The sequence below is a fragment of the Mesorhizobium sp. M1A.F.Ca.ET.072.01.1.1 genome, from assembly GCF_004023325.1.
Taxonomy (GTDB): domain Bacteria; phylum Pseudomonadota; class Alphaproteobacteria; order Rhizobiales; family Rhizobiaceae; genus Mesorhizobium.
The window spans coordinates 1-20,568 of the sequence record NZ_RZSF01000014.1 but is presented as its reverse complement, the minus strand read 5'-3'; the positions used below and the strand labels follow the sequence as shown (position 1 = coordinate 20,568).

18 protein-coding genes and 1 pseudogene are annotated in these 20,568 nt (G+C 60.5%); 11 read left to right on the top strand and 8 right to left on the bottom strand.

The window, feature by feature from the left end; genetic code table 11:
• Nucleotides 1-5 precede the first annotated feature (5 nt).
• The 3 genes and pseudogenes from EOA32_RS03940 to EOA32_RS03930 all read right to left on the bottom strand — a co-directional run bounded on the left by EOA32_RS03940 (nt 6) and on the right by EOA32_RS03930 (nt 2,800).
• Complete coding sequence (locus EOA32_RS03940) at nt 6-392, bottom strand: hypothetical protein (protein WP_128370941.1); 387 nt, start codon at nt 390-392, stop codon at nt 6-8.
• A gap of 84 nt (nt 393-476) precedes the next feature.
• Nucleotides 477-926, bottom strand: a pseudogene (trxC, locus tag EOA32_RS03935) (thioredoxin TrxC).
• Nucleotides 923-2,800: a heavy metal translocating P-type ATPase gene (locus tag EOA32_RS03930; RefSeq protein ID WP_128370963.1), complete on the bottom strand. Its 1,878-nt coding sequence runs from the start codon at nt 2,798-2,800 to the stop codon at nt 923-925. Before EOA32_RS03930 ends, trxC begins: the two are co-directional and overlap by 4 nt.
• A gap of 436 nt (nt 2,801-3,236) precedes the next feature.
• Between EOA32_RS03930 and EOA32_RS40750 the strand changes: the two genes are divergently transcribed.
• Nucleotides 3,237-3,605, top strand: coding sequence for a hypothetical protein (locus EOA32_RS40750; protein ID WP_348632188.1), 369 nt, complete (start codon nt 3,237-3,239; stop codon nt 3,603-3,605).
• 31 nt (nt 3,606-3,636) lie between these two features.
• Here EOA32_RS40750 and EOA32_RS40745 read toward each other — a convergent pair whose 3' ends face one another.
• Entirely contained in the window at nt 3,637-3,765 is a 129-nt protein-coding gene (locus EOA32_RS40745) for a hypothetical protein (protein WP_348632185.1), read from the bottom strand.
• A 364-nt stretch (nt 3,766-4,129) separates the two neighbouring features.
• Here EOA32_RS40745 and EOA32_RS03915 point away from each other — a divergent pair, with 364 nt between their 5' ends.
• Nucleotides 4,130-4,366: a hypothetical protein gene (locus EOA32_RS03915; protein WP_245499150.1), complete on the top strand. Its 237-nt coding sequence runs from the start codon at nt 4,130-4,132 to the stop codon at nt 4,364-4,366.
• Between the two features lie 655 nt (nt 4,367-5,021).
• Here EOA32_RS03915 and EOA32_RS03910 read toward each other — a convergent pair.
• Entirely contained in the window at nt 5,022-6,101 is a 1,080-nt protein-coding gene (locus tag EOA32_RS03910; protein ID WP_128370939.1) for a hybrid-cluster NAD(P)-dependent oxidoreductase, read from the bottom strand.
• Between the two features lie 87 nt (nt 6,102-6,188).
• A complete protein-coding gene (locus EOA32_RS03905) occupies nt 6,189-7,046 on the bottom strand; it encodes a LysR family transcriptional regulator (protein WP_128370938.1) in 858 nt (285 codons plus the stop codon).
• 131 nt (nt 7,047-7,177) lie between these two features.
• On the opposite strand from EOA32_RS03905, the gene EOA32_RS03900 reads away from it, so the two are divergent.
• From EOA32_RS03900 to EOA32_RS03875, 6 genes are all read left to right on the top strand, one after another.
• On the top strand, nt 7,178-8,260 hold the full coding sequence (locus EOA32_RS03900) for an amidohydrolase family protein (RefSeq protein ID WP_095781417.1): 1,083 nt from the start codon (nt 7,178-7,180) through the stop codon (nt 8,258-8,260).
• A gap of 11 nt (nt 8,261-8,271) precedes the next feature.
• Nucleotides 8,272-8,625, top strand: a complete 354-nt coding sequence (locus EOA32_RS03895) for a Rieske (2Fe-2S) protein (protein WP_128370937.1) — start codon at nt 8,272-8,274, stop codon at nt 8,623-8,625.
• A 117-nt stretch (nt 8,626-8,742) separates the two neighbouring features.
• Nucleotides 8,743-10,350, top strand: a complete 1,608-nt coding sequence (locus tag EOA32_RS03890; protein WP_128370936.1) for an ABC transporter substrate-binding protein — start codon at nt 8,743-8,745, stop codon at nt 10,348-10,350.
• Nucleotides 10,351-10,412: 62 nt separating this feature from the next.
• Nucleotides 10,413-11,459: an ABC transporter permease gene (locus EOA32_RS03885; protein WP_128370962.1), complete on the top strand. Its 1,047-nt coding sequence runs from the start codon at nt 10,413-10,415 to the stop codon at nt 11,457-11,459.
• Nucleotides 11,460-11,524: 65 nt separating this feature from the next.
• On the top strand, nt 11,525-12,349 hold the full coding sequence (locus EOA32_RS03880; RefSeq protein ID WP_245499149.1) for an ABC transporter permease: 825 nt from the start codon (nt 11,525-11,527) through the stop codon (nt 12,347-12,349).
• Complete coding sequence (locus EOA32_RS03875) at nt 12,339-13,994, top strand: ABC transporter ATP-binding protein (protein WP_128370961.1); 1,656 nt, start codon at nt 12,339-12,341, stop codon at nt 13,992-13,994. The genes EOA32_RS03880 and EOA32_RS03875 overlap by 11 nt, the downstream gene beginning before the upstream one ends.
• Before the next feature lie 293 nt (nt 13,995-14,287).
• Here the strand turns inward: EOA32_RS03875 and EOA32_RS03870 are convergent, their stop codons facing one another.
• Nucleotides 14,288-14,818 (bottom strand): cytochrome c, encoded by a 531-nt coding sequence (locus EOA32_RS03870; protein ID WP_245499148.1) that lies wholly within the window; start codon nt 14,816-14,818, stop codon nt 14,288-14,290.
• 26 nt (nt 14,819-14,844) lie between these two features.
• The gene (locus EOA32_RS03865) at nt 14,845-15,987 is read right to left on the bottom strand and encodes a multicopper oxidase family protein (protein WP_245499152.1); all 1,143 of its coding nucleotides are present in this window, start codon (nt 15,985-15,987) and stop codon (nt 14,845-14,847) included.
• 535 nt (nt 15,988-16,522) lie between these two features.
• Between EOA32_RS03865 and EOA32_RS03860 the strand changes: the two genes are divergently transcribed.
• The 3 genes from EOA32_RS03860 to EOA32_RS03850 all read left to right on the top strand — a co-directional run bounded on the left by EOA32_RS03860 (nt 16,523) and on the right by EOA32_RS03850 (nt 20,324).
• Nucleotides 16,523-18,442, top strand: coding sequence for a DUF4396 domain-containing protein (locus tag EOA32_RS03860; protein WP_128370933.1), 1,920 nt, complete (start codon nt 16,523-16,525; stop codon nt 18,440-18,442).
• Nucleotides 18,443-18,552: 110 nt separating this feature from the next.
• A complete protein-coding gene (locus EOA32_RS03855) occupies nt 18,553-19,875 on the top strand; it encodes an MFS transporter (protein WP_128370932.1) in 1,323 nt (440 codons plus the stop codon).
• On the top strand, nt 19,857-20,324 hold the full coding sequence (locus EOA32_RS03850; RefSeq protein ID WP_245499147.1) for a YqaA family protein: 468 nt from the start codon (nt 19,857-19,859) through the stop codon (nt 20,322-20,324). The genes EOA32_RS03855 and EOA32_RS03850 overlap by 19 nt, the downstream gene beginning before the upstream one ends.
• Nucleotides 20,325-20,568: the final 244 nt, after the last annotated feature.

The window sequence follows — 20,568 nt, the reverse complement described above, 5'->3', positions numbered from 1 at the left end:
AATCCCTATGGTTGCTCGACGCGAGCGACCTGATAGGTGTGCATGGCTCCGTTACGGTTTATGGAAACATACTCACCGGTAACGAAGCGCTCCTCTCCGAAGTGAAAGCCGACCTCGTCGTCGCGGTCGCCCTCGGCGTAGTCGAAATACCATTGGCCACCCGGCTTGCGACGCAAGCGGCCGACAAGATCGTCTTCGCCGGTCCGGAAGCGGCGGACACGGCAGACCGTCCGGTGCGACTTCCATTCCTCTGCGTCCAGCCGTCCTTCGTCGGTGAGTGGCGCCAGCACGTCGTAGCCTTCTTCGCGGTCGCCTTCCGGTTGACCCTTCTCGCGAGCGAGAAGCAGGCGGACGTTTTTGAATTTCGGGGTGAGGTCGTGCAAAGTGGTCATGGCAAACTCCTTCGAGGCCATTCCTACCGCAGCGGCCGGAGGGGACTTTGATCAGGGTCAAATGGTCCTGGTTCGACGGAAGGTTCAGTTTTTGCCAGTCGGCATATTCTCGCGAGCCCAGCTGACGATCTGGCTGGTGCTCATCGCTCCCGAGACGCGCCCGATTTCCTTCTGGTGATGAAACAGGATCATGGTGGGGATGTCGCGAATGCCCAGCCGCGCAGCGAGGGCCTATTCTTTGTCGGAATTCAGCTTGACCGGCCGAAAGTGGGGTTCGAGTGCCTTGGCGGCGGCTTCATAGGCCGGGGCCATCATCTTGCAGGGACCGCACCATGGAGCCCAGACGTCGACGAGGACAGGCAGGCTGCCGCGTCCGATCTGACGATCGAAGTTCACCGCGTCGATATCCTGTCGGGATCCCGAAAACAGTCTGGCGCCACACTTGCCGCATTGGCCGTCGGCGCCATTTCGGTTGGGCGGCAGGCGGTTGACCACGCCGCATTTGGTGCAAACCACCAGATTCTGCTGCGTCATGACCCCTCAATTCTCCAGTCTCGATCGTGTTCGAAGCGCCCGTCGCCAAGGGCACGCAGTGCATTGAGGATGACGGCGACGTCTATGCCCTCCTGAAGCAGCGCTCCCGCCACTGGCGTTATGTGCCCCATGGCGGCAGAGATCATTGCCGCGCCCGAGAGTAACAGGCCGACGATAATGCTCTGCAGGGCGATTCTGCGCGTGCGTCTGGCGATCCGCAACGCCTCCGCAACAGGCTGCAGTCGGTCGGTCAGTACGACAACATCGGCCGCCTCCGATGAAGCTGTTCCGCCGCGAGCTCCCATCGCAATCCCTACGCTCGCAGCGGCAAGGGCAGGGGCATCGTTGATGCCATCGCCCACCATCATTGTCGGCGCCGTCGCCTTCTCGGCCTTGACGGCTTTGACCTTGGCTGCCGGTATCGCATCTGCAATCACGGCATCAAGATCGAGCAAATCTGATACCCTCTCGGCCGCTGCGCCGTCGTCTCCGGTGAGCATGAGTATCCGGCTTACGCCAGCCGAGCGCAAAACTCCGACGGTGTCGCGTGCATCCTGTCGTATCTGATCTCCAAAAGTGAAGATGCCGGCGAGCCTTCCATCGAGAGCCAGAAATACCCTGAGCACCTGCGCATTGCGGTGTCGTTCTTCACCACCTTCCGCCCAGTGAGGCAGCGGCCTGTCACCGATGACGAGCGATCTCGACCCTGCCGTGACCGAAACTCGGTCTACCTCGCCCTTCAGGCCTTCTCCTCGATATTCGCGGACATCATGAGGCTGCGACAGCACCAGGTTTCTGTGGCGAGCGATGCGGACAATCGAATCCGCGAGCACATGATGCGAAGCCTGTTCAAGCGAGGCCAGCAGCCGCAGCGATTCATCGACTTCCTGGCCCGGGGCGACATCAATCTCGATCAGCTCGGCGCCGCCGAGGGTCAAGGTTCCCGTCTTGTCGAAGATCGCGGTGCGTATCCCGGCGAGTGCCTCCAGCGCCATGCCACCTTTCATCAGAATGCCGGCGCGTGCCGCGCGTGAAACGCCACCGATGAATGCAACAGGCGCGGCCAAGATCAGCGGACAAGGTGTTGCGACCACCAGGACGGCAAGCGCTCGGATCGGGTCACCCGAAAGATACCAGGCGATACCGGCGACCAGGAGCGTGAGAGGAAGGAGCAGCAGGGCGAACCTGTCCGCCATGCGTATGAAAGGCGCCTTGGCGGTCTGCGCGGCAGCGACCATGCGCACGATCGCGGTATAGGTGCTCTCGTCGGCGATAGCCTCGGCGCGCATGACAAAGGCTTCGCCGGCGTTGACCGTGCCGCTGCGCAGGACGTCGCCGGTGCTTCGCCGCTCCGGTAGGGGCTCTCCGGTAACAGTCGACTCATCAAGCAGGGCCGATGCGTCGATCAAGATGCCGTCGACGGGCAGCAATTCGCCTGCGCGCACTAAAAGCTCGTCGCCGACCGTTACGTGACTGATCGGAATGGTCTCGGTGCCGCTCCCGGACTTTCGATGCGCCACACGCGGTGCGCGGTCAGTCAGGGCCCTGAGGTTGCGCTCCGCGCGGCCGCGTGCCAGATCTTCGAGCACAGTGCCACCGGCATACATGATGGCGACAACCACCGCCGCCAATGCCTGGCCAATCAGCAGTGCCGCCGACATCGAAACAACAGCGATCGCATCGACGCCGATCCGGCCGATCCAGAAATCCCGCAGGATCGAGATGGCCAGTGTCACAACAACAGGCAGGGTCGCCGCCGTCCAGATTGTATTGGGCGAGAGGGGGCCGATACCGCTTCGCCAAACACCCAGTCCAAGCACAAGGCATAGGATGGCAGTAGTGAGCAAGACACGCCGCAGCACGAGCTCGTTCATGGCAATTGCTATCAAAGCTAGCCGATCATTTCCTGCACCGTCCAGCTTGACCTTCATCGTGTGCTGGACATCGATCCTTGGCAGGATACCGAAGCCCTTGCCGGAGCTTCCTGGTTACATGTTCGATTGCCGCGGCGAACGGCATCTCGAGGCTTTTGCTGAGATAGTAGCTCATCAGGGTTCTCCATCGCGGTGATCTTTGCCGGAAGTGACAGCTTCGCTTTAGGCCACGGGTTCGGCCGATGCTTTGATTCAGCGCAATGAATGCTCGGCGCCTTCGGTGAATGTGGCGGGCAGGGAGTTTTCCGCGATGACAATCCGAAATCTTGAGTACTCGGTCTCACCGAAATCCGTGGCTGTCGTAGGCGCGACCGGCTGACGGGGGCGTGGAAGCCGTCTTGCATAGGGCGGGAGTGCTTCGCGGAAAACCGCCGAGCTGTTCGACGCCGCCGAAACGATCGCGCGCTACCCCCAGCTTGAACGTGGCCGCGTCGGCATCATCACCAATGGCGGCGGCGCCGGCATTCTTGCCGTCGAAAAGCTAGTCGAAAGAGGAGGCGAGCTGGCTGAACTTGCGCCGTCGACGATCGAGCGGCTCAGTCATGTGCTGCCACCGACATGGTCGCATGCAAACCCGGTCGATATCGTCGGTGACGCGGCGCCGGGGGCGCGTCCTGTCGGGTCGGTCCCGACGCAAAGAGCCCGCGCGCGGAGGAGGTGGGGCTCTCCTGCTAACCAAAGTCCCCCCTCGCGACAGGCCGGGCCCGCTTTCCTTGCGCAGCCTGCATCACCGGGCAAGGTGTGATGACGGACGGCGGGTCAGGACGCTCTCGTCATCAAGCGCGTAAGGGCACCGGCAGGTAGGCATTGGCCATCAGCCATTCCCCGACGATCGTTCTGACGAGCTCCGCCTTGGATAGCCCCAACGCTTCCTCGACCTTCGGATCCAGGACGACCCGTCGCATTCCTCAGCATCAGGGCGGCCCTGCGGAGCATCACCTGAAGGTCGGCTCTCGAGACTCTGCAATCTGGTCGGCTGCAACTTCCAGGTCGGTTGCTATCGTCTCACTTAGCATAATGTGCCTCCGCTACAGGTAGCGTTCCCCCTCCCCACGGTGCTCAAAGCACGAGGGTTGTGGAAAGACGCGGGCTGGGGCTTTGCTCGCCCGAGGAAGCCATCTCACTGGTTTTCGTGGCCGAGAGGCCCGCGCTCGCGCGTTTGCACAGGCTCACCAGGGCGTGTCGGCTCGTCGCTCATGACGAAAAGATTCCATATGCCCGCTTGATGTTCAAGTTTTTTGTTCTTTTTCTGTTCTCATGGCGCATGAGATGATCGACACGCTGGGCAAGGCGACCCGGCACAACATGCTTTTGAAGGTGGAGTGCGCCTGCGGGAACGTGCGCTACTGCCGGTCGGCTGACCTCATGATGGTCTACGGCGGGGGCGCCAATCCCTTCCGCCTGAGGTTCGACTGCAGCCGCTGCAAGCCGGAGATCAAGGTGACGCTCGTCGAGGTTCACCCCGAGCATCTGCCGAGGAAGCTTGTGATCCACAAGCCCATGTAGGTCGACGGCAAGATCGTCTGGCACACGGAAAGGTTCCGGCCATGAGCAGCGCTGGTGCGCGTCGCTCAACAAGAAGACGACCGCCGAGGGGGGCGGGGGACCAGGGTGTGTCGACGGTCGTCGGAGGACAAGGGGCCATATGGTCAGCAAACTGCGTTGCGATAGGCCCTGGCTCATTGTGGCGTCGGTCACCCTGATCCACATTTACATTTGTTGTTTTTCATCGAGCCGGAATCACAAGCCGGCAAGGTCGTTCACAAGCATACCTTGAGAGACTGTGCGCCCTTTCGAGAATGCAGGCATCGGGACGTTCGCAGGCGCCACGGATGGTGGCTGCAGGGCGCGAAGGCATCTCGCCCGAAGGGTTCCACGACGAGCTCGACAGCGTGTTCGAAGTCGTCTTCGAGGCGATGCAGCACCGCGAGGGCGGCTTGGCCGGCTGAAACTGTGCCTAATGGTGAGGCGATGATGTGCTCGAGCGGCCGCAATCAGCCCGGTTTCAGCAGTCGAGTGAAGTTCGCACGGACGCGACGGCCGGAAAGTTTGAGTGCCGCGACCAGGGACTCCTTTGCCGCGCCTCCGTTCAGAAGGACGGACTCTGACCGTAGAGCTGCGCTTTACCCCGACACTGCACAGGGGCACACCGCCAGGGCCATCAAAGATCGATTGAAACATTGCCTTGCGCCCGGCTGCAACAGGCCAGCACATAACCCGCAGACTTCTCTTCGGACGTGAGCCCGCCAAGATCACACATCGACACTTCGCCGGAGAGCTTGGCTATTCGGCAAGTGCCGCAAACTCCTTGCTGGCACGCGGTGGGAACATAGACGCCACATTTGCGCGCTGCATCCAGCAGGGTCTCTCCGGGGGCGCAGCAATGCTCTATTCCAGACTTGGTGAAGTGGACAAAAGACGAAATGGCAGAGGCTTCATCCGGAGCAGCACCGCTGGCGTACCCTCCGAAGCTCTCCTCGTAATAGGCCAGCGGTTCAATACCAACTTCATCAAAACTGTCTCGTATTGCCTTCATGTAGAGTTCGGGGCCACAGGTGTAGACTGTGCGATTGGCAAGATCGGGAACAAGGTGCAGGAGCATGGGGCCATTTAACCGGCCACTCGGTCCTGCCCACGAGGAATCTCCCTTGGAACAAAGGAATGTCACCTCGATGTTGGGAAATCGGGCGGCGAGTGCATCGAGTTCCGATCTAAAGATGATATCGCGTGCCGAGCGCACGCTGAAGATGAGCCGAAGGTCCAGATCGGATGCTCGGTCCGTCAACATTCGCAGCATTGACATAAGAGGCGTGATCCCGCTGCCGCCCGCAAGAAAGAGAGGCTTTTCGCTGGCAGCGCCATCGAGTTTGAACGAACCCAGGGGGCCTTCAATCTTGATTTCATCGCCGGACCGCAGATTGTCGTGGAGCCAATTGGAAACCAGCCCGCCAGGTGTCCGCTTGACCGTGATGTGCAAATCAAGTGGCCGAGTGGGTGGAGAGGAGACGGAGTAGGCTCGCGTCACATTGAGCCCATCAATGCTCAGGCGAAGAAGCACATATTGCCCCGCATTGAAGCAGAACATGCGGTCTGACGCAGCCGAAAAAACAAACGTTTTCACGTCGTGGGTCTCGTCGATCACCCGACGGCAGAGCATTGCCTGCGGCGATGCATCAGCCCATTGCCGCTGCCGCATCGCAGCAACAAATTCGGAAGCCGGAACCGAGGTGTGTGCGTTCATTTTGGCTCTCAATGACGCGCCAACATGGCAGCCCAAACCTTCGCAGAACAGTGGCTTGAGGCCTCCTTTTTAATCGGGGATTTCGATCTAGCTCTCGAGCGACATCACCGCGAGCTGGAGCGCACGAAGCCCCTTGCGGATGATCGGCTCATGCTTGCGCCGGGCGAGCATGGCCGTATGGACGGGCTGGTAAAGCGTCGGGGCGCCCTCGACCAGGAACGACGGGACCTCGGCCGTGAACCTGCGGGCATCGTCATTGCGCATATAACAACTCCCCCCGGTTCGCCGCAGCATCGCTTCGGCCAAGCTTTCGGATCCCATGGAAAGCCGGGAAATTGCCAGGGCAGGGATCAGCTCCGAATGGGTTTTCTCCAGTAGGACGGTGTACCCCGGGCGAATGTAACTGTCAGGATTCACCTCCGATAGCGTCCTCGCAACGGTGGAGACCATCACATATCCCTCGACCATGAGGTGCTCATAAGTAATTTCGGGAAGATAGCGGGGTGCATAGAGCACGGCTATGTCGAGATTTCCCATGCTGAGATCGGTCACCATCTGATTGGAATAGTCGGACTCTACATGAATCGAGGCCTTTGGAAGAACCTGGCAGAGCGCCTCCACCCACCCAGGCAGCACCGATCGTGTCATGCCAACCTGTGCGGCCACACGTAGCGTCCCTTCGAACCGGTTGAATGCGCGCACGTCATGGCGCGCTTGCGACCACGTCGAAAGCATCGCTCGCGCGTAGGCTTCGAAACGTCGCCCCGCCGCGGTCGGCTCAGCGCCAGCACGACCACGATGGAAAAGCTCTGACCCAACCGCGCTTTCCAGACCCTTGATCCGAGAACTCACCGTAGACTGAGTGATGTTCAGCCGGTCCGCAGTCCGGTTGAAGTTGCGCGATTCAATAATGTCGAGGAACGTCTCGATGTGGTCCAACTGCATGCAGCATGCCTTAATCGAAAAAGCCGATCATTAGCCGGAGATCATTGGCTTGATCCGGGAATTGTCAAGGCGGAAGGTGGAGGCAGTAAACGGCTAGGCGCGGCTAAGCCAGACAGGGAGCGAAAGCTAAAGTGTTTATCGTCGACTGCGATTGTCACAACTACTGGTCAAGCGCCACGGTTTTGGAGCCGTATCTTTCGGGCATCTGGAAGGACATGTTCATCGAGGGCGAGAAGACTGGCCCCAAAGGATCTTTCCCACACGGCCATCGCCCCTGGTTTCATCCGCAGGATTTCTCCCGAAAAGATGTGCGGCCCGAGACCGAGGCGGACAACTACCGGATCATGAAGGAAAAACATCTCGACAAGTATAATGTCGGGGTGGCAGTCCTGACCGGCGACGAGCCCATTGAAGCCTCGACGTTGGCAAACCCGTATTACGCTAGTGCCCTGGTCAGTGCCTACAATGACTATCAGATCGCGGAGTGGTTGCCGAAGGACAATCGCTTCATGGGTTCGATCGTCATTGCGCCCCAGGATCCAAAGCTGGCGGCCGCTGAAATCCGTCGGCTGGGCAATCATCCTCGCATGGTCCAGGTTCTAGCCTCCCAAGGCTCAGTGAAGCCGTATGGTGATCCCTTCTACCACCCGATCTATGAAGCCTGCGCGGAAATGGGATTGCCGTTCGCGATTCACCTCGGCGGGCACGGAGGTGTCAACTGGAACGCCGTCGCGCCTGCCCCCACTACTTTCTTCTGGGAAACGCACGCCATCCTGCACATGTCGGCGATCAGCCATGTCGCCAGCATGATCGCTCACGGCGTCTTTGAGAAATGGCCAGAACTCTATTTCGTCGTGATCGAATGCGGCGTCGCATGGGTGCCGACGGTGCTGTGGCGCCTCGACGCGGACTACAAGGCGCTGCGTAAAGAAACGCCATGGCTCAAGATGCTACCATCGGAATACTGCCGCCGTAATATCCGCTTCTCAACACAGCCGCTGGAGCAGCCAGCCAACGTGCAGCATCTGTGGTCCATTCTGGAAGCGATGGATGGCGAGAACACGTTGATGTTTGCGTCAGACTATCCGCACTGGGACTATGACGACGCCAATACGCTCCACATTCCGCCTTCCTGGAAAGCGAAGGTGATGGGGCAGAATGCGCTCGAGGTCTACAAGCGCATTCCTGCCATTCTGACCGCGAACGCTGCCTGACGGAGCAGAATATGGGTGAGAAAACCTTCATCTGCCGCGTTGACGAGATCGAAGTCGGGACACCTGTCATTGCTAAAGTCCGGAGCCTTTCGGTGGGTGTGTTCCGCATCGGAGAGAGCTTCCATGCGCTGCTCAACATCTGTCCGCATCGCGGTGCGCCCCTCTGTGAGGGGCCGCAATGCGGGACGACCGCGCCGGTCGAGGATGCGCGGTTCATCTATCATCGAGAAAACGAGATCGTGCGCTGCGCCTGGCACGGCTGGGAGTTCGACATCAAGACGGGTTCCGCACTCGTCGACCCAACTGTGCGTGCGCGAACATTCCCGGTCACAGTTGAGGACGGCAACATTTATGTGACGGCGTGAGGGTCAAAACGATCAGCAGTCCGGTGCAGGGAGACGGAACCAACGGAAAAAGGCCTGACCGGCTGACTTGAACGGGTTTAAAAAAATAGCGGAAAATCCGCAAATGGGAGAAGGAAAATGTCTGAATCTGAGTACAAACTTCGCATCGCGCAGAGTCTGATCGGGCGCGGCAAGGTTTCCCGCCGCGACTTCATCCATTTGGGGCTAGCCGCGGGCCTGACCGTCGCTGTCTCAGATCAGATGTTCGTCACCGCAGCGCGAGCACAACCGCAGCAAGGCGGCTTCGCCAAGCTTGGCATGGCGCATGGCGCGACGACAGATTCCATCGATCCGGCCGGCTATCCGGATACCTTCACGCAAACGGCCTTTTCAGGCGCTATGTCCAACGGCCTCACGGAGGTCGACGCCAAGGGTGGCATACAGCCGGACTTGGCCGAGAGCTTCGAATCTGCCAATGGGGCCAAAACGTGGGTTTTCAAGCTGCGCAAGGGCGTCACCTTTCATAACGGCAAGAATGTGACGGCGGAAGATGTCGTGTCCTCGATGCGGTATCACATGGGTGCCGATACCAAATCGGCGGCAAAGTCTCTGCTTGAATCCGTTTCCGACATCAAGGCGGATGGCCCAGAAACAGTTGTCTTCACCCTCAAAAGCGGTAACGCCGATTTCCCTTACATCATGAGCGACTATCACTTCGTCATCATGCCGAGCGTGGACGGGAAAGCGGATTGGGCATCAGGAACACGAACCGGCGCATTCGTGCTTGAGAATTTCCAACCTGGCGTTTCGGCCAAGCTCAAGCGCAATCCGAACTATTTCAAGAACGGCAAGCCTTACTTGGATGAGGTGGAGTTCATCGCCATTACTGATTTGGCGGCACGCATGGCTGCCCTCTCGACCGGGGAAGTGGATTACATTGGCCGCGCCGATCTGAAGACCCTCGGCATGCTGAAACGCAATCCAAAAATCGAGATCATCGAAGTCACCGGCTATGGGCATTATACCTTGCCGATGAACGTCACTATGGCGCCCTTCGACAATCCGGACGTCCGCATGGCAATGAAATGGGCAATCAACCGCCAAGAGATCGCTGACAAAATCTTCCTCGGACATGCTACTGTTGCCAATGACAGCCCGATCGCACCGGCGATCAAGTTTTACAAGAACCCGGACCCGCAACACCGTTTCGATCCTGAAAAAGCCCGCCACTATCTGAAGAAGGCGGGGATGGAAAAGTTAAAGGTTGATCTCTCGGTCGCCGATGCGGCTTTCGCAGGTGCGGTGGACGCGGGGGCGCTCATTCGCGAGACTGCCGCACAGTGCGGCATCGACGTCAATGTGGTGCGCGAGGCCGAGGACGCCTATTGGGACAATATCTGGCTCAAGAAGCCGTGGTGCGCTTCCTATTGGAGCGGTCGCGCGACAGCCGACTGGATGTTCACACAGGCCTTCGCAGCGGAATCCAGCTGGAACGAGTCATTCTGGAAAAATCCTCGTTTCAACGAATTGCTTGTCCAAGCACGAGCCGAGACGGACGAAGCCAAGCGCGCCGCGATGTATGGCGAGATGCAGCAGCTGACCCACGACGATAGCGGTAGCATCGTGCTGGTGTTTAATAACTTCGTCAGCGCCAAATCCAAGAAACTAGGCCATGGCGATGTGGCGCCGAATTGGGAAAATGACGGACTGAAGATGGCGGAGCGCTGGTGGATGGCGGAAGCGTAGGGTGTTGCCAACTGCGTCGCTTGCCCTGCGGACGGCGCACTTCTGGGAATGCGCGCATGCGTTTGAATCCGGTCGCAAAAACGGTTCTACAACGGTTAGGCCTCGGCCTAATTACCCTGTTCATCGTCTCGATCATCATCTTTTCGGCGATCGCAATGCTCCCTGGCGACTTCGCCAAGGCGACACTCGGTCAATCTGCCACCCCGGAAACGGTCGCGGCTCTTCAACACGAGATCGGCCTCGATCGCCCGCCAATTGAGCGTTACTTCAGCTGGATCGGTAAGATGGCAAAGGGGGACTTTGGATCCTCCTTCGCCAGTCGAACCGGCTACCGGCGGACGGTCGCGGAGATCATCGCACCTCGTCTCTACAACACCATGTTCCTGGCGGTCATGACCGCTCTCATCGCGGTGCCGCTGGCGCTGGGGCTGGGCATTGTCGCGGCCCTGTATCGCAACAGCTGGTTCGATCGGGTTGTGAACACGGTAACACTTACGACGATTTCGTTCCCGGAATTCTTTGTTGCCTACATGCTCGCCTTCCTGATTATCTCGCGCGATACCTTTGAGGGCAGCGAATTCGCACAGTCTTTGCCCGTCTGGCTGGCAATTTCGATCAACTGGACCCTGAACGTCGTGCCGAAGTTCCCGACTCTGGCCAATATCAACGACCAGACCCCTTTCTGGGACCACGTCTGGCGCGCCGCTCTGCCGTCGATCACGCTCACGCTTGTCATCGTTGCTCACATGATGCGGATGACGCGCGCAGCGATCCTCAACATGCTTTCGAGCCCCTATATCGACATGGCTCGGTTGAAGGGAATGAGGCCAATGGTGGTCGTGCTTCGGCACGCGTTGCCAAACGCCTGGGCCCCGATTGTGACGGTTGTGGCCTTCAATCTTGCATATCTCATCGTAGGCGTCGTGGTTGTCGAGGTGGTGTTTGTCTACCCCGGCGTCGGCCAACTGATGGTCGATGCCGTGAGATCGAGAGACGTACCTGTCGTTCAAGCCTGCGCGCTCGTGTTCGCCGCTACCTACATCCTGCTCAACCTGATCGCCGACATTATTTCGATCGCAACCAACCCGAGACTTTTGCACCCACGATGACAAGTGCAGAGCCCGTGATCCAGACCACCAGGGCGCCAAGGGCAAGGCGGACGCGCCGATCTCGCATGACAATAGCGCTGAAGAAGGCCCCGCTCAGCGCCTGGTTCGGTATGGGCGTGATCCTCTGCTACGTTGTTGTCGCATTGTTTGCGCCTCTGATCGCTCCATATCGAGAAACACAGGTCTTTAGCGAGGCTTTCGCGCCCTGGAGCCACGAGTTTGCGTTCGGGACTGACCAACTCGGTCGCGACATGCTTACTCGGCTGATCTATGGCGCCCGCAACACGATCGGCATCGCCTTCATCACAACAATCTTATCCTTTGCAGCGGGTGTGACGCTCGGTCTTCTCGCTGCAATGTACCGGGGCTGGCTAGACCAACTATTGTCACGCGCCGTGGACGTGTTGATGTCCATCCCGAGCCTGATTTTCGCGCTGATGTTGCTTTCGATATTCGGCTCTTCGATAACCAGCCTGATCTTGGTGATAGCGCTGCTCGATTCGACGCGCGTGTTCCGTCTGGCCCGGGCAGTTGGCCTGAACGTAGTGGTGATGGAATATGTCGAGGTCGCGCAGCTGCGGGGCGAAGGACCCGCATGGATTCTCCGCAAGGAAATCCTGCCCAACATTCTGCCGCCGCTCATCGCGGAGTTTGGTCTGCGATTCTGTTTTGTTTTTCTGACCATTGCAGCATTGTCGTTCCTGGGCGTCGGCATACAGCCGCCATCCGCCGATTGGGGATCGATGGTGCGGGAAAACGCGACGCTGATTACCTATGGCGATGTCACGCCACTTCTGCCGGCGGGCGCCATTGCCCTCCTCACAGTAGCGGTTAACTTCGTCGTAGACTGGTTCCTGCATTCAACGAGCGGGCTGCGTGATGAAAAGTAGCAGTGTCATCGCGCGCGAAAGGGGGACAGATCTTCTCACGGTCCGCGACCTTCACGTTGAAGGATTCTCCGACGAGCGCTGGCACCCGATCGTGCGCGGTGTGGATTTCTCGCTCAAGCGCGGAGAAGTGTTGGGCCTGATTGGCGAATCCGGAGCCGGGAAGTCCACTATCGGCCTTGCTGCAATGGGATATGCCAAGCCGGGATGCCGCATTACCCGCGGCTCGGTGCTGTTCGATGGGGTCGATCTTTTGTCGATGAGCGAAGCACGCCGTCGGCGGCTCCGAGGCTCCCGCATTGCTTATGTGGCGCAAAGCGCGGCTGCCTGGTTCAATCCGGCTCACCGGCTCCTTGATCAGACTGTGGAAACGGCGGTTGCGCACGGGATCGCCAGCCGAGGCGAGGCCAACCGTGATGCTGTGGAGCTCTATAAACGCCTGCAACTTCCAGAGCCAGAGACCATAGGCTTCCGCTATCCGCATCAGGTATCCGGCGGCCAGTTGCAGCGAGCCATGACCGCCATGGCTATGGCTTGCCGACCCGACCTGATTGTGTTCGATGAGCCGACAACTGCGCTCGATGTGACAACGCAAGTGGAGGTCTTGGCGTCGATCCGGAGGGTCGTTGAAGATTTTAACACTGCAGCGATATACGTGACACACGATCTGGCGGTAGTGGCGCAGATGGCGGACCGGATCATGGTTCTACGCCACGGGCAAACTGTCGAGGAAGCGGGCACACGGCAGATGCTCACAGCTCCTGCTCAGGAATATACTCGGACGCTCTGGGCTGTGCGCAAGCTCGCCAAGCCGGAGATTGAGGCCCGGGACCACATACTTACCATCGACAATGTCACCGCCGCATATGCCGGAAGGGTCAAGGTGCTGTCGGACGTGTCCATCAGGGTTCCGCGTGGCCGAACGGTCGCGTTGGTGGGCGAATCAGGGTCGGGCAAATCGACACTCGCCCGTGTCGTTACCGGTTTGCTGCCTGCTATGTCCGGGTCGATCTCATTTGACGCCCAGCCGATTCCTCTGTCTTTAAAGCAACGCTCGAAAGACCTGCTGCGGCGTATCCAAATGATCTATCAGTCGCCGGACAGCGCGCTTAACCCTCGCCAGACTGTCGAGGACGTAATCGCGCGTCCGCTTGAGTTCTATCTAGGCTTAAAAGGGGAGCAGCGCGACCGCCGGATCGGCGAACTCATGCACATGATCGAGATGGACGAAAGTTTCCTCGATAGGATGCCCGGTGAATTGTCCGGAGGCCAGAAACAGCGAATCTGCATTGCGCGCGCGCTCGCCGCGAATCCCGAGCTCATCATCTGTGACGAGGTCACCTCGGCTCTGGATCAAATTGTGCAAGAAGAGATCTTGAAGCTTCTGATACGCCTACAGCGCGAACTGGGCGTCAGCTACATCTTTATCACCCATGATATCGCGACAGTAAGAGCAATCGCGGACGAGGTCGTCGTCATGCACCAAGGGAAGGTTGTGGAGCAGGGTCCAAAAACCGAGATACTGACGTCACCTCAAGCTGCCTACACCGAACTGCTTCTCTCTTCCGTCCCGGCAATGGATCCGGATTGGCTGACGGGACTTCTAGCAAAACGGAAGCACCAAGCCACTCTGGACGCGGCTGGCTAAACAGCCCTGCGCACCGGATCAGCACTTCTCGAATTCTTATTCCCCAAGATTGATGGCGTCTCCACCGCGAAAATGCCGCGACGGCAGCTCTGCGCCCAATCGCGGTCGTGAGAAGGAATTTCGCCTTGTCCTGAAAGCAGACGTCCTGGTGAATGCCGTGGGGCTCGCGGACCAATTCGCGCTAGGCGCAAGCCGTTGCGAAACATGGTAGCACGAGAGCAAGGTCATAGGGGACGAGGCATGGAAAGTTCTACGTTCGGCCCGGTGTGATGACCAATGCGTCAGCGCCTCTTTCATTTCTCCTTTTGCCGGAACTTCGAGTGGCAGCTGGCGCAATCCTGCAGGATCAAGTGCAGCAGATGTTCCTCCGGCATTTTTTCCGGATCGGCCTCGGCGGCACCCGGGCGCTTGCCGAGCAGGCTGCCGCCGTCCATGGGCGGTTCGGTCATGCGCATATCGGCGGTGATCCCGTCCGGCGCCTTTCCGGCTTTGTTGGCGAGCGCGTCGGCGAACCGGCCGATATGGCGGGCGAGCGCCTCGAATTCCGGCCGGGCGTCGTCGATTTCCGGCCTGGCGGCGGACGGCGCGCCGAGCGTGCCTTGCGGGAATTCGCGAATCAGCGCGCCGGCACGCACGTTCAGCGCGTCCGCCGCTGCCTTGAACGCCGCCGGCTCATAACCGCGCTTGCCGTCGAACATCTCGGCTATCGCCTTCGCGGCGGCCGCCATCTCCTTCATCGAGTTCTGTCGCGCCGTCACAATGGGACCGCCCGAACCCGCTGCCAGCGACGTAGCAAAGGTGAGCGAGCCGGCGAGCGCGAGCATCGCCGTCCCAAGAACGACCCGGAACCTCATGCCCGCACGTCGACAATGCCCATCATGCCGAGCTGCTCATGCTCGAGGATGTGGCAGTGGTACATGCGCGCACCCGGCCGCTCCTGGCGCGTGATGAGCCGCACCGTCTCTCCTCGCGCAACGTTGATCGTGTCCTTCCATGCCAGATATGGCGATCTGGCGACCTGGCCGTCGCGCTCGCGCTCGACGACCTGGAACTGCGTGCCGTGGAGATGGAACGGGTGATCCATGTCGGCCTGGTTGACGATTTCCCACAGCTCCGTTTCACCGGCCCTGGCGACGATGTCGATGCGCCCCATGTCGAACGCTTTACCGTTGATCAGGAAGCCCATTTCCATGCCGCTGGCGCTCATCGCCATGGTCTCGGTGAGCACAAGGCGGCGGGTGACAGTTGGCTGCCCAAGCGACGCGATCGGGTTTAGCCGCTCGGGCAGGGGCGGCATCGTGTCCGCCCGCGTCTCTGAAACGTCAACCGTCAGCAGTGTCAGCCCGGCGTCAGCCGGCCGGCCGGGTCCCATCCAGCCACGATCATAATCGAGTGTGGTCAGTGTGGCGGCGCCCGCCCTGTCGAAGGAGACGACCAGTTCGACGCGTTCGGCTGGACTTAACAGAATGTCGTCGGCCGCCAGGGGCGCCTCAAGCAGGCCGCCCTCGCTGCCGATTACGGTCATTGCGGCATTAGCGAAGGCAAGCCTGAGGAAACGCGCATTGGTGGCGTTGTAGAGTCGCAGGCGCCGCATCTCGCCCGTCGCTACAGCGAGCCGCGGGTTCTTCTGGCCGTTGACCAGCACATGGTCGCCGACGCGGCCGTTCATCAGATCCTTCATGGTGTTGCCGGGCAGTGAACCGTCGGCGGCAAGGCGGAGGTCGGTGAACATAAGTACCGTGTCGCCATAGGCGGCCGGCACAGGATCGACCTTAGCCTTGACGACGAAGGCGCCGGCAAGGCCGCGATACACCTGCTCGGCCGTCCGGCCGTGCGGATGCGGGTGGTACCAGTAAGAGCCGGCGCTGCCTTCGGGCAGCTCGAAGGTGTACATGCGGTCCGCGCCCGCCGCCACCTCATCCATCGGATTGCCGTCCTGGTCGGCCGGCACCGGCATGCCGTGCCAGTGGATCGTGCTTGGCTCGCCCTCGATCCGGTTGGCGAAAGCGATCTCGACGCGGTCGCCCTCATAAGCCTCAACAGCGGTCCCGGACTCATGCCGTTGTAGGCAAGGATCGGCGTGTCCCGGTCGGCGGCAAAGCGCGCCACGGCGGGTCCCGCGGTCAGCCTTGCCTTGAACAAGCCGAGCCTGTCGGCTTCATTCGCCAGCAGCGGCAGTTCGCGCAGCGCCTCGCCTTCTGGCAGCGCAGCGGGGCCTTGGCCCATGGCGCTCATGCCGGCATGGCTGTTCATGCCCGGCATGGAACTCTTCGTCTGCGCCAGCGCGCGAGAGCCCGCGAGAGCCGTTGCCAAGCCCGCCACCAAAAAGCCGCGTCGATGCATCTTTTTCTCCTAGCACGTGATTGAAACGCGCCGCCTGGGCGTTCCTCTCCTCAAGCTAAGGGTTCCAGTTGCTGGAAGGTCAAGGCGCGATCGGCGGGGAGCCGTGCGGATCGTAATGGTCGCCGGCGCGTTCATCCGCAGGGCTGGTACAACCACCCGTTTTATCGAACAGCGCGAGAAGGCGGATGCTCATCCAACCGATCGACTATTTCCTCGTTGCCTGGTTCGCATTGGCGGGAACATCGACGCTCTATGTCGGCTTCGACCAGTATCGCAACAATCCCGAGCCGGTGGTGATGAAATGGGGGTTCATCCTGGTGACGCTCTATATGGGCCCGCTCGGGCTGCTGCTCTATGTGCTCGCCGACAAGGAACCGCGCCCGGGCGAGCATGAGGCCTTCACAAAACCCCTTTGGAAGCAGGGCGTCGGCTCGACCATCCATTGCGTGGCGGGCGATGCCACCGGCATCATCCTTGCCGCCGTCGTCACCGCCACGCTCGGCCTGCCGATGTGGCTCGACCTGATCGTCGAATACCTCGCCGGCTTTGCTTTCGGCCTGTTCATCTTCCAGTCGCTGTTCATGAAATCGATGATGGGCGGCAGCTATTGGAAGAACGTGAAGAAGAGCTTCCTGCCCGAATTCATCTCCATGAACTTCATGATGGCCGGTATGGCGCCGGTTATGAGCTTCCTGATGATGGGCCGCGACATGCGCGCCATGGAGCCGACAGAGCTGCTGTTCTGGGGGGTGATGTCGGTCGGCGTGATCGCTGGCTTCGCGCTGGCCTATCCCGCCAATGTCTGGCTGGTCGCGCGCGGCCTGAAGCATGGGCTGATGACCGAGCGCTCGGCAGACACCGGAAAGGACAACCGAGAGCCGGCTGCCGAGATACAGCACGCGCAGATGCAGATGCAGCAGGCCAACGCCAGTGGCCATGCCCATCATGAGCACGGGCACAATATGGGTCCACACAAGGGCGGGGGAGGCCACCAGATGCTGTCGGACGCGACAACGCCGCAGATCGCGGCGCTCGGCGTGGTGTCGCTGATTGCCCTCGGCGTCGGCATGCTGGCTCCGGCGAACTGGCTGAACCTGCGACTGTCGGCCCGCGACGTCGGCGGCGTGATCATGCCGCCGGGCATGATCATGGACCGCGACACGCCGGCGGATGCGATGCGCGACATGGCGGCGGCCGATCCGCGCCTGGTGAGCGCATCCTATGGCCTTTCGGCCAAGGGAGACCAAGACCTGCCGTTCCGGATGGAGAACGGCGTGAAGGTGTTCGAGCTGAGACCCTCGGTGGTCCGCTGGCAGATCCTGCCGGACGTGACGGTCGACGCCTATGCCTATAACGGCCAGGTCCCGGGTCCGCGCATCCATATCCGTCAGAGGGACCGCATCAGGGTCAATGTCACCAACGATTTGCCGGAAGAAACGACTATTCATTGGCATGGGATGATCCTGCCCAACCAGATGGACGGGCCGGCTGAGATAACGCAAGAACCGATCGAGCCAGGCGGTAAGTTTTCATACGAGTTTACGGCCACGCAACACGGGACCTATTTCTATCATCCGCATGCCAAGCCAGACCGCACGCAAGCGCTCGGCCTTTATGGGGCTCTGATCATCGATCCGGCCAACCCCGCCGACGAGGTCGCCGCCGACCACGACTATGTGATCGAGCTGCAGGAATGGCTGGTGCGGGAAAGCTTGACGTTTCCTTCGATGCCGATGGAGGGCGGCCTGCCGAACTTCTTCACAATCAACGGCAAGGCGTATCCATCCACCGATACATTTCATATGAAGGTCGGCGAGACGCTGAAGGTCCGTTTCATCGGCACCAACAACGGCTTCATCCATCCGATGCACATCCATGGCGGACCATTCGAGGTGGTCGCCCGCGATGGCGAGACGATTTCCCCGTCGGCCCGTTTCCTAGCCGACACGATCAACGTCGGACCTGGCCAACGCTATGACGTCGTCTGGAAGGCCCAGCGGCCCGGCAAGTGGCTGATCCATTGCCACATTCCGCATCACACGACGAACAACAATGTCGAGGAGAAGGGCGGCGGCGGGCTGATGGTGGTCATCGACGTGAGCTGAAGTTATTTGCTGCTGTTCCATTCCGTTTGATATGGCCTCAGAACTAAAATGCCCAGGAAGCTGAAAATGGCGGCTGGCCTGTCTCACAGGCTTCGGAGAAGAAAGTCATCATGCTGAGCGTCCTTGCCGACCGTACTTATCGGCACCTATTCATGGCGCAGGTCATCGCGCTGGTCGGCACTGGTCTCGCGACAGTGGCGCTCGGCCTTCTAGCGTTCGATCTCGCCGGCGAGGATGCGGGCGCGGTGCTCGGCACCGCACTTGCCATTAAGATGATCGCTTATGTCGGCGTCTCGCCGGTAGCGGCCGCTTTCGCCGAGCGGCTGCCCAGGCGCACCATGCTGGTGGCGCTCGATCTTGTTCGAGCCTTGGTCGCGGTGTTCCTGCCGTTCGTCACTGAGATTTGGCAGGTCTACGTCCTGATCTTCATCCTGCAGTCGGCCTCAGCCGGTTTCACGCCGACGTTCCAGGCCACAATCCCCGACGTTTTGCCGGGCGAGAAGGACTATACCAAGGCGCTTTCCCTCTCACGTCTGGCATACGATCTCGAAAGCGTTGCCAGTCCGATGCTGGCCGCAGCGCTGCTTTCCGTGATCAGCTTTCACAGCCTTTTCGCGGGCACTGTCATCGGCTTCCTGGCCTCCGCCGCGCTGGTAGTTTCGGTGGTGCTGCCGAGCCCGAAGCCTTCGCAACCACGCGGCATCTACGATCGCACGACGCGCGGCTTGCGCATTTATCTCGCGACGCCGCGTCTGCGCGGTCTGCTAGCCATCAATCTTGCGGTGGCGGCGTCCGGCGCTATGGTGATCGTCAACACCGTCGTCCTGGTGCAGGGTCAGTTTGGCCTGTCGCAGCGCCAGACGGCGCTCGCCCTCGCGGCCTTTGGCGGCGGGTCCATGATCGCCGCTCTTGCGCTGCCGCGACTGCTCGAGAAGATACCCGATCGGACCGCGATGCTAACGGGCGCGGCTATTCTGGTGGCCGGCATGTTCCTTGGGCCGCTTGTTGGTCGATATCCGCTGCTGCTGGCACTGTGGTTCGTGCTCGGGCTTGGCTACTCCATCGCTCAAACACCGTCGGGCCGCCTGATCCGCCGTTCCGCGGACGCCGTCGATAGGCCAGCCTTGTTTGCCGCGCAGTTCGCGCTCTCGCATGCCTGCTGGTTGATCACTTATCCGATCGCCGGACGCGTAGGGGCGGCGTTGGGCTTGCCGTTCACTTATCTTCTGCTCGGCGCTATCGGCACCATCGCGTTGCTGGTGGCAATGGGATTGTGGCCGCGTCACGATCCCGACGTTATCACGCACGTTCACGACGACCTGCCGCACGGCCATCCACATATAGAGAACGCCCTCTGGACAGAGGCGGGCTACGAGCACGCGCACGGCTATGTCGTGGATGATCGGCACCCGAGATGGCCGAAGGCCAGCTGACGGACGCGATGATTGGCGACACTGCCGCGTTCGGCGGATTGTTCCTGACCGCGTTCGGGGCGGCCACCATCCTGCCGTTGCAATCGGAGGCGCTGCTGGCTGGCCTGCTCCTTACGGGCGCCCAGTCGCCGGCCGCCCTGATTCTCGTCGCCACGGTCGGCAATGTACTGGGCTCGGTGGTCAATTGGCTGCTCGGGCGCGGCATCGATCGCTTTCGCGATCGCAAGTGGTTTCCGGTGAAGCCAGCAGCGCTCGACCGCGCAGCGATACGATACCGCCAATATGGACGGTGGAGCTTGCTCTTGAGCTGGGCACCTGTGATCGGCGATCCACTCACACTAATGGCCGGCGTTTTTCGCGAACCGCTCTGGAGCTTCATTCCCATCGTCACGGCTGCCAAAGCCGGCAGATATCTCGCGGTGTCGGGTGCCGTCCTCGCATGGTTCTAGGCGAGAGTTCCCTCTTGGCGGCCTCTGTCGGCGACTGGAGCGAAGGCTGCTTACGGTCTTCGCCGCTTAGAAATGGCGCGCAAGAGGTCCGCCTCGCATTTGGTTCCGCCATGCCTCTCGCCGCACGACTTGCCGGCACATGCCTTCAACCTATTTTCCTTATCTGCGGAGTGCCGAGCCTTGTTTGAATTAGGCGGGACCTCTAAGCGCATCTTCTTCGTGACGCTTGCGGCAGCGTGCTTGG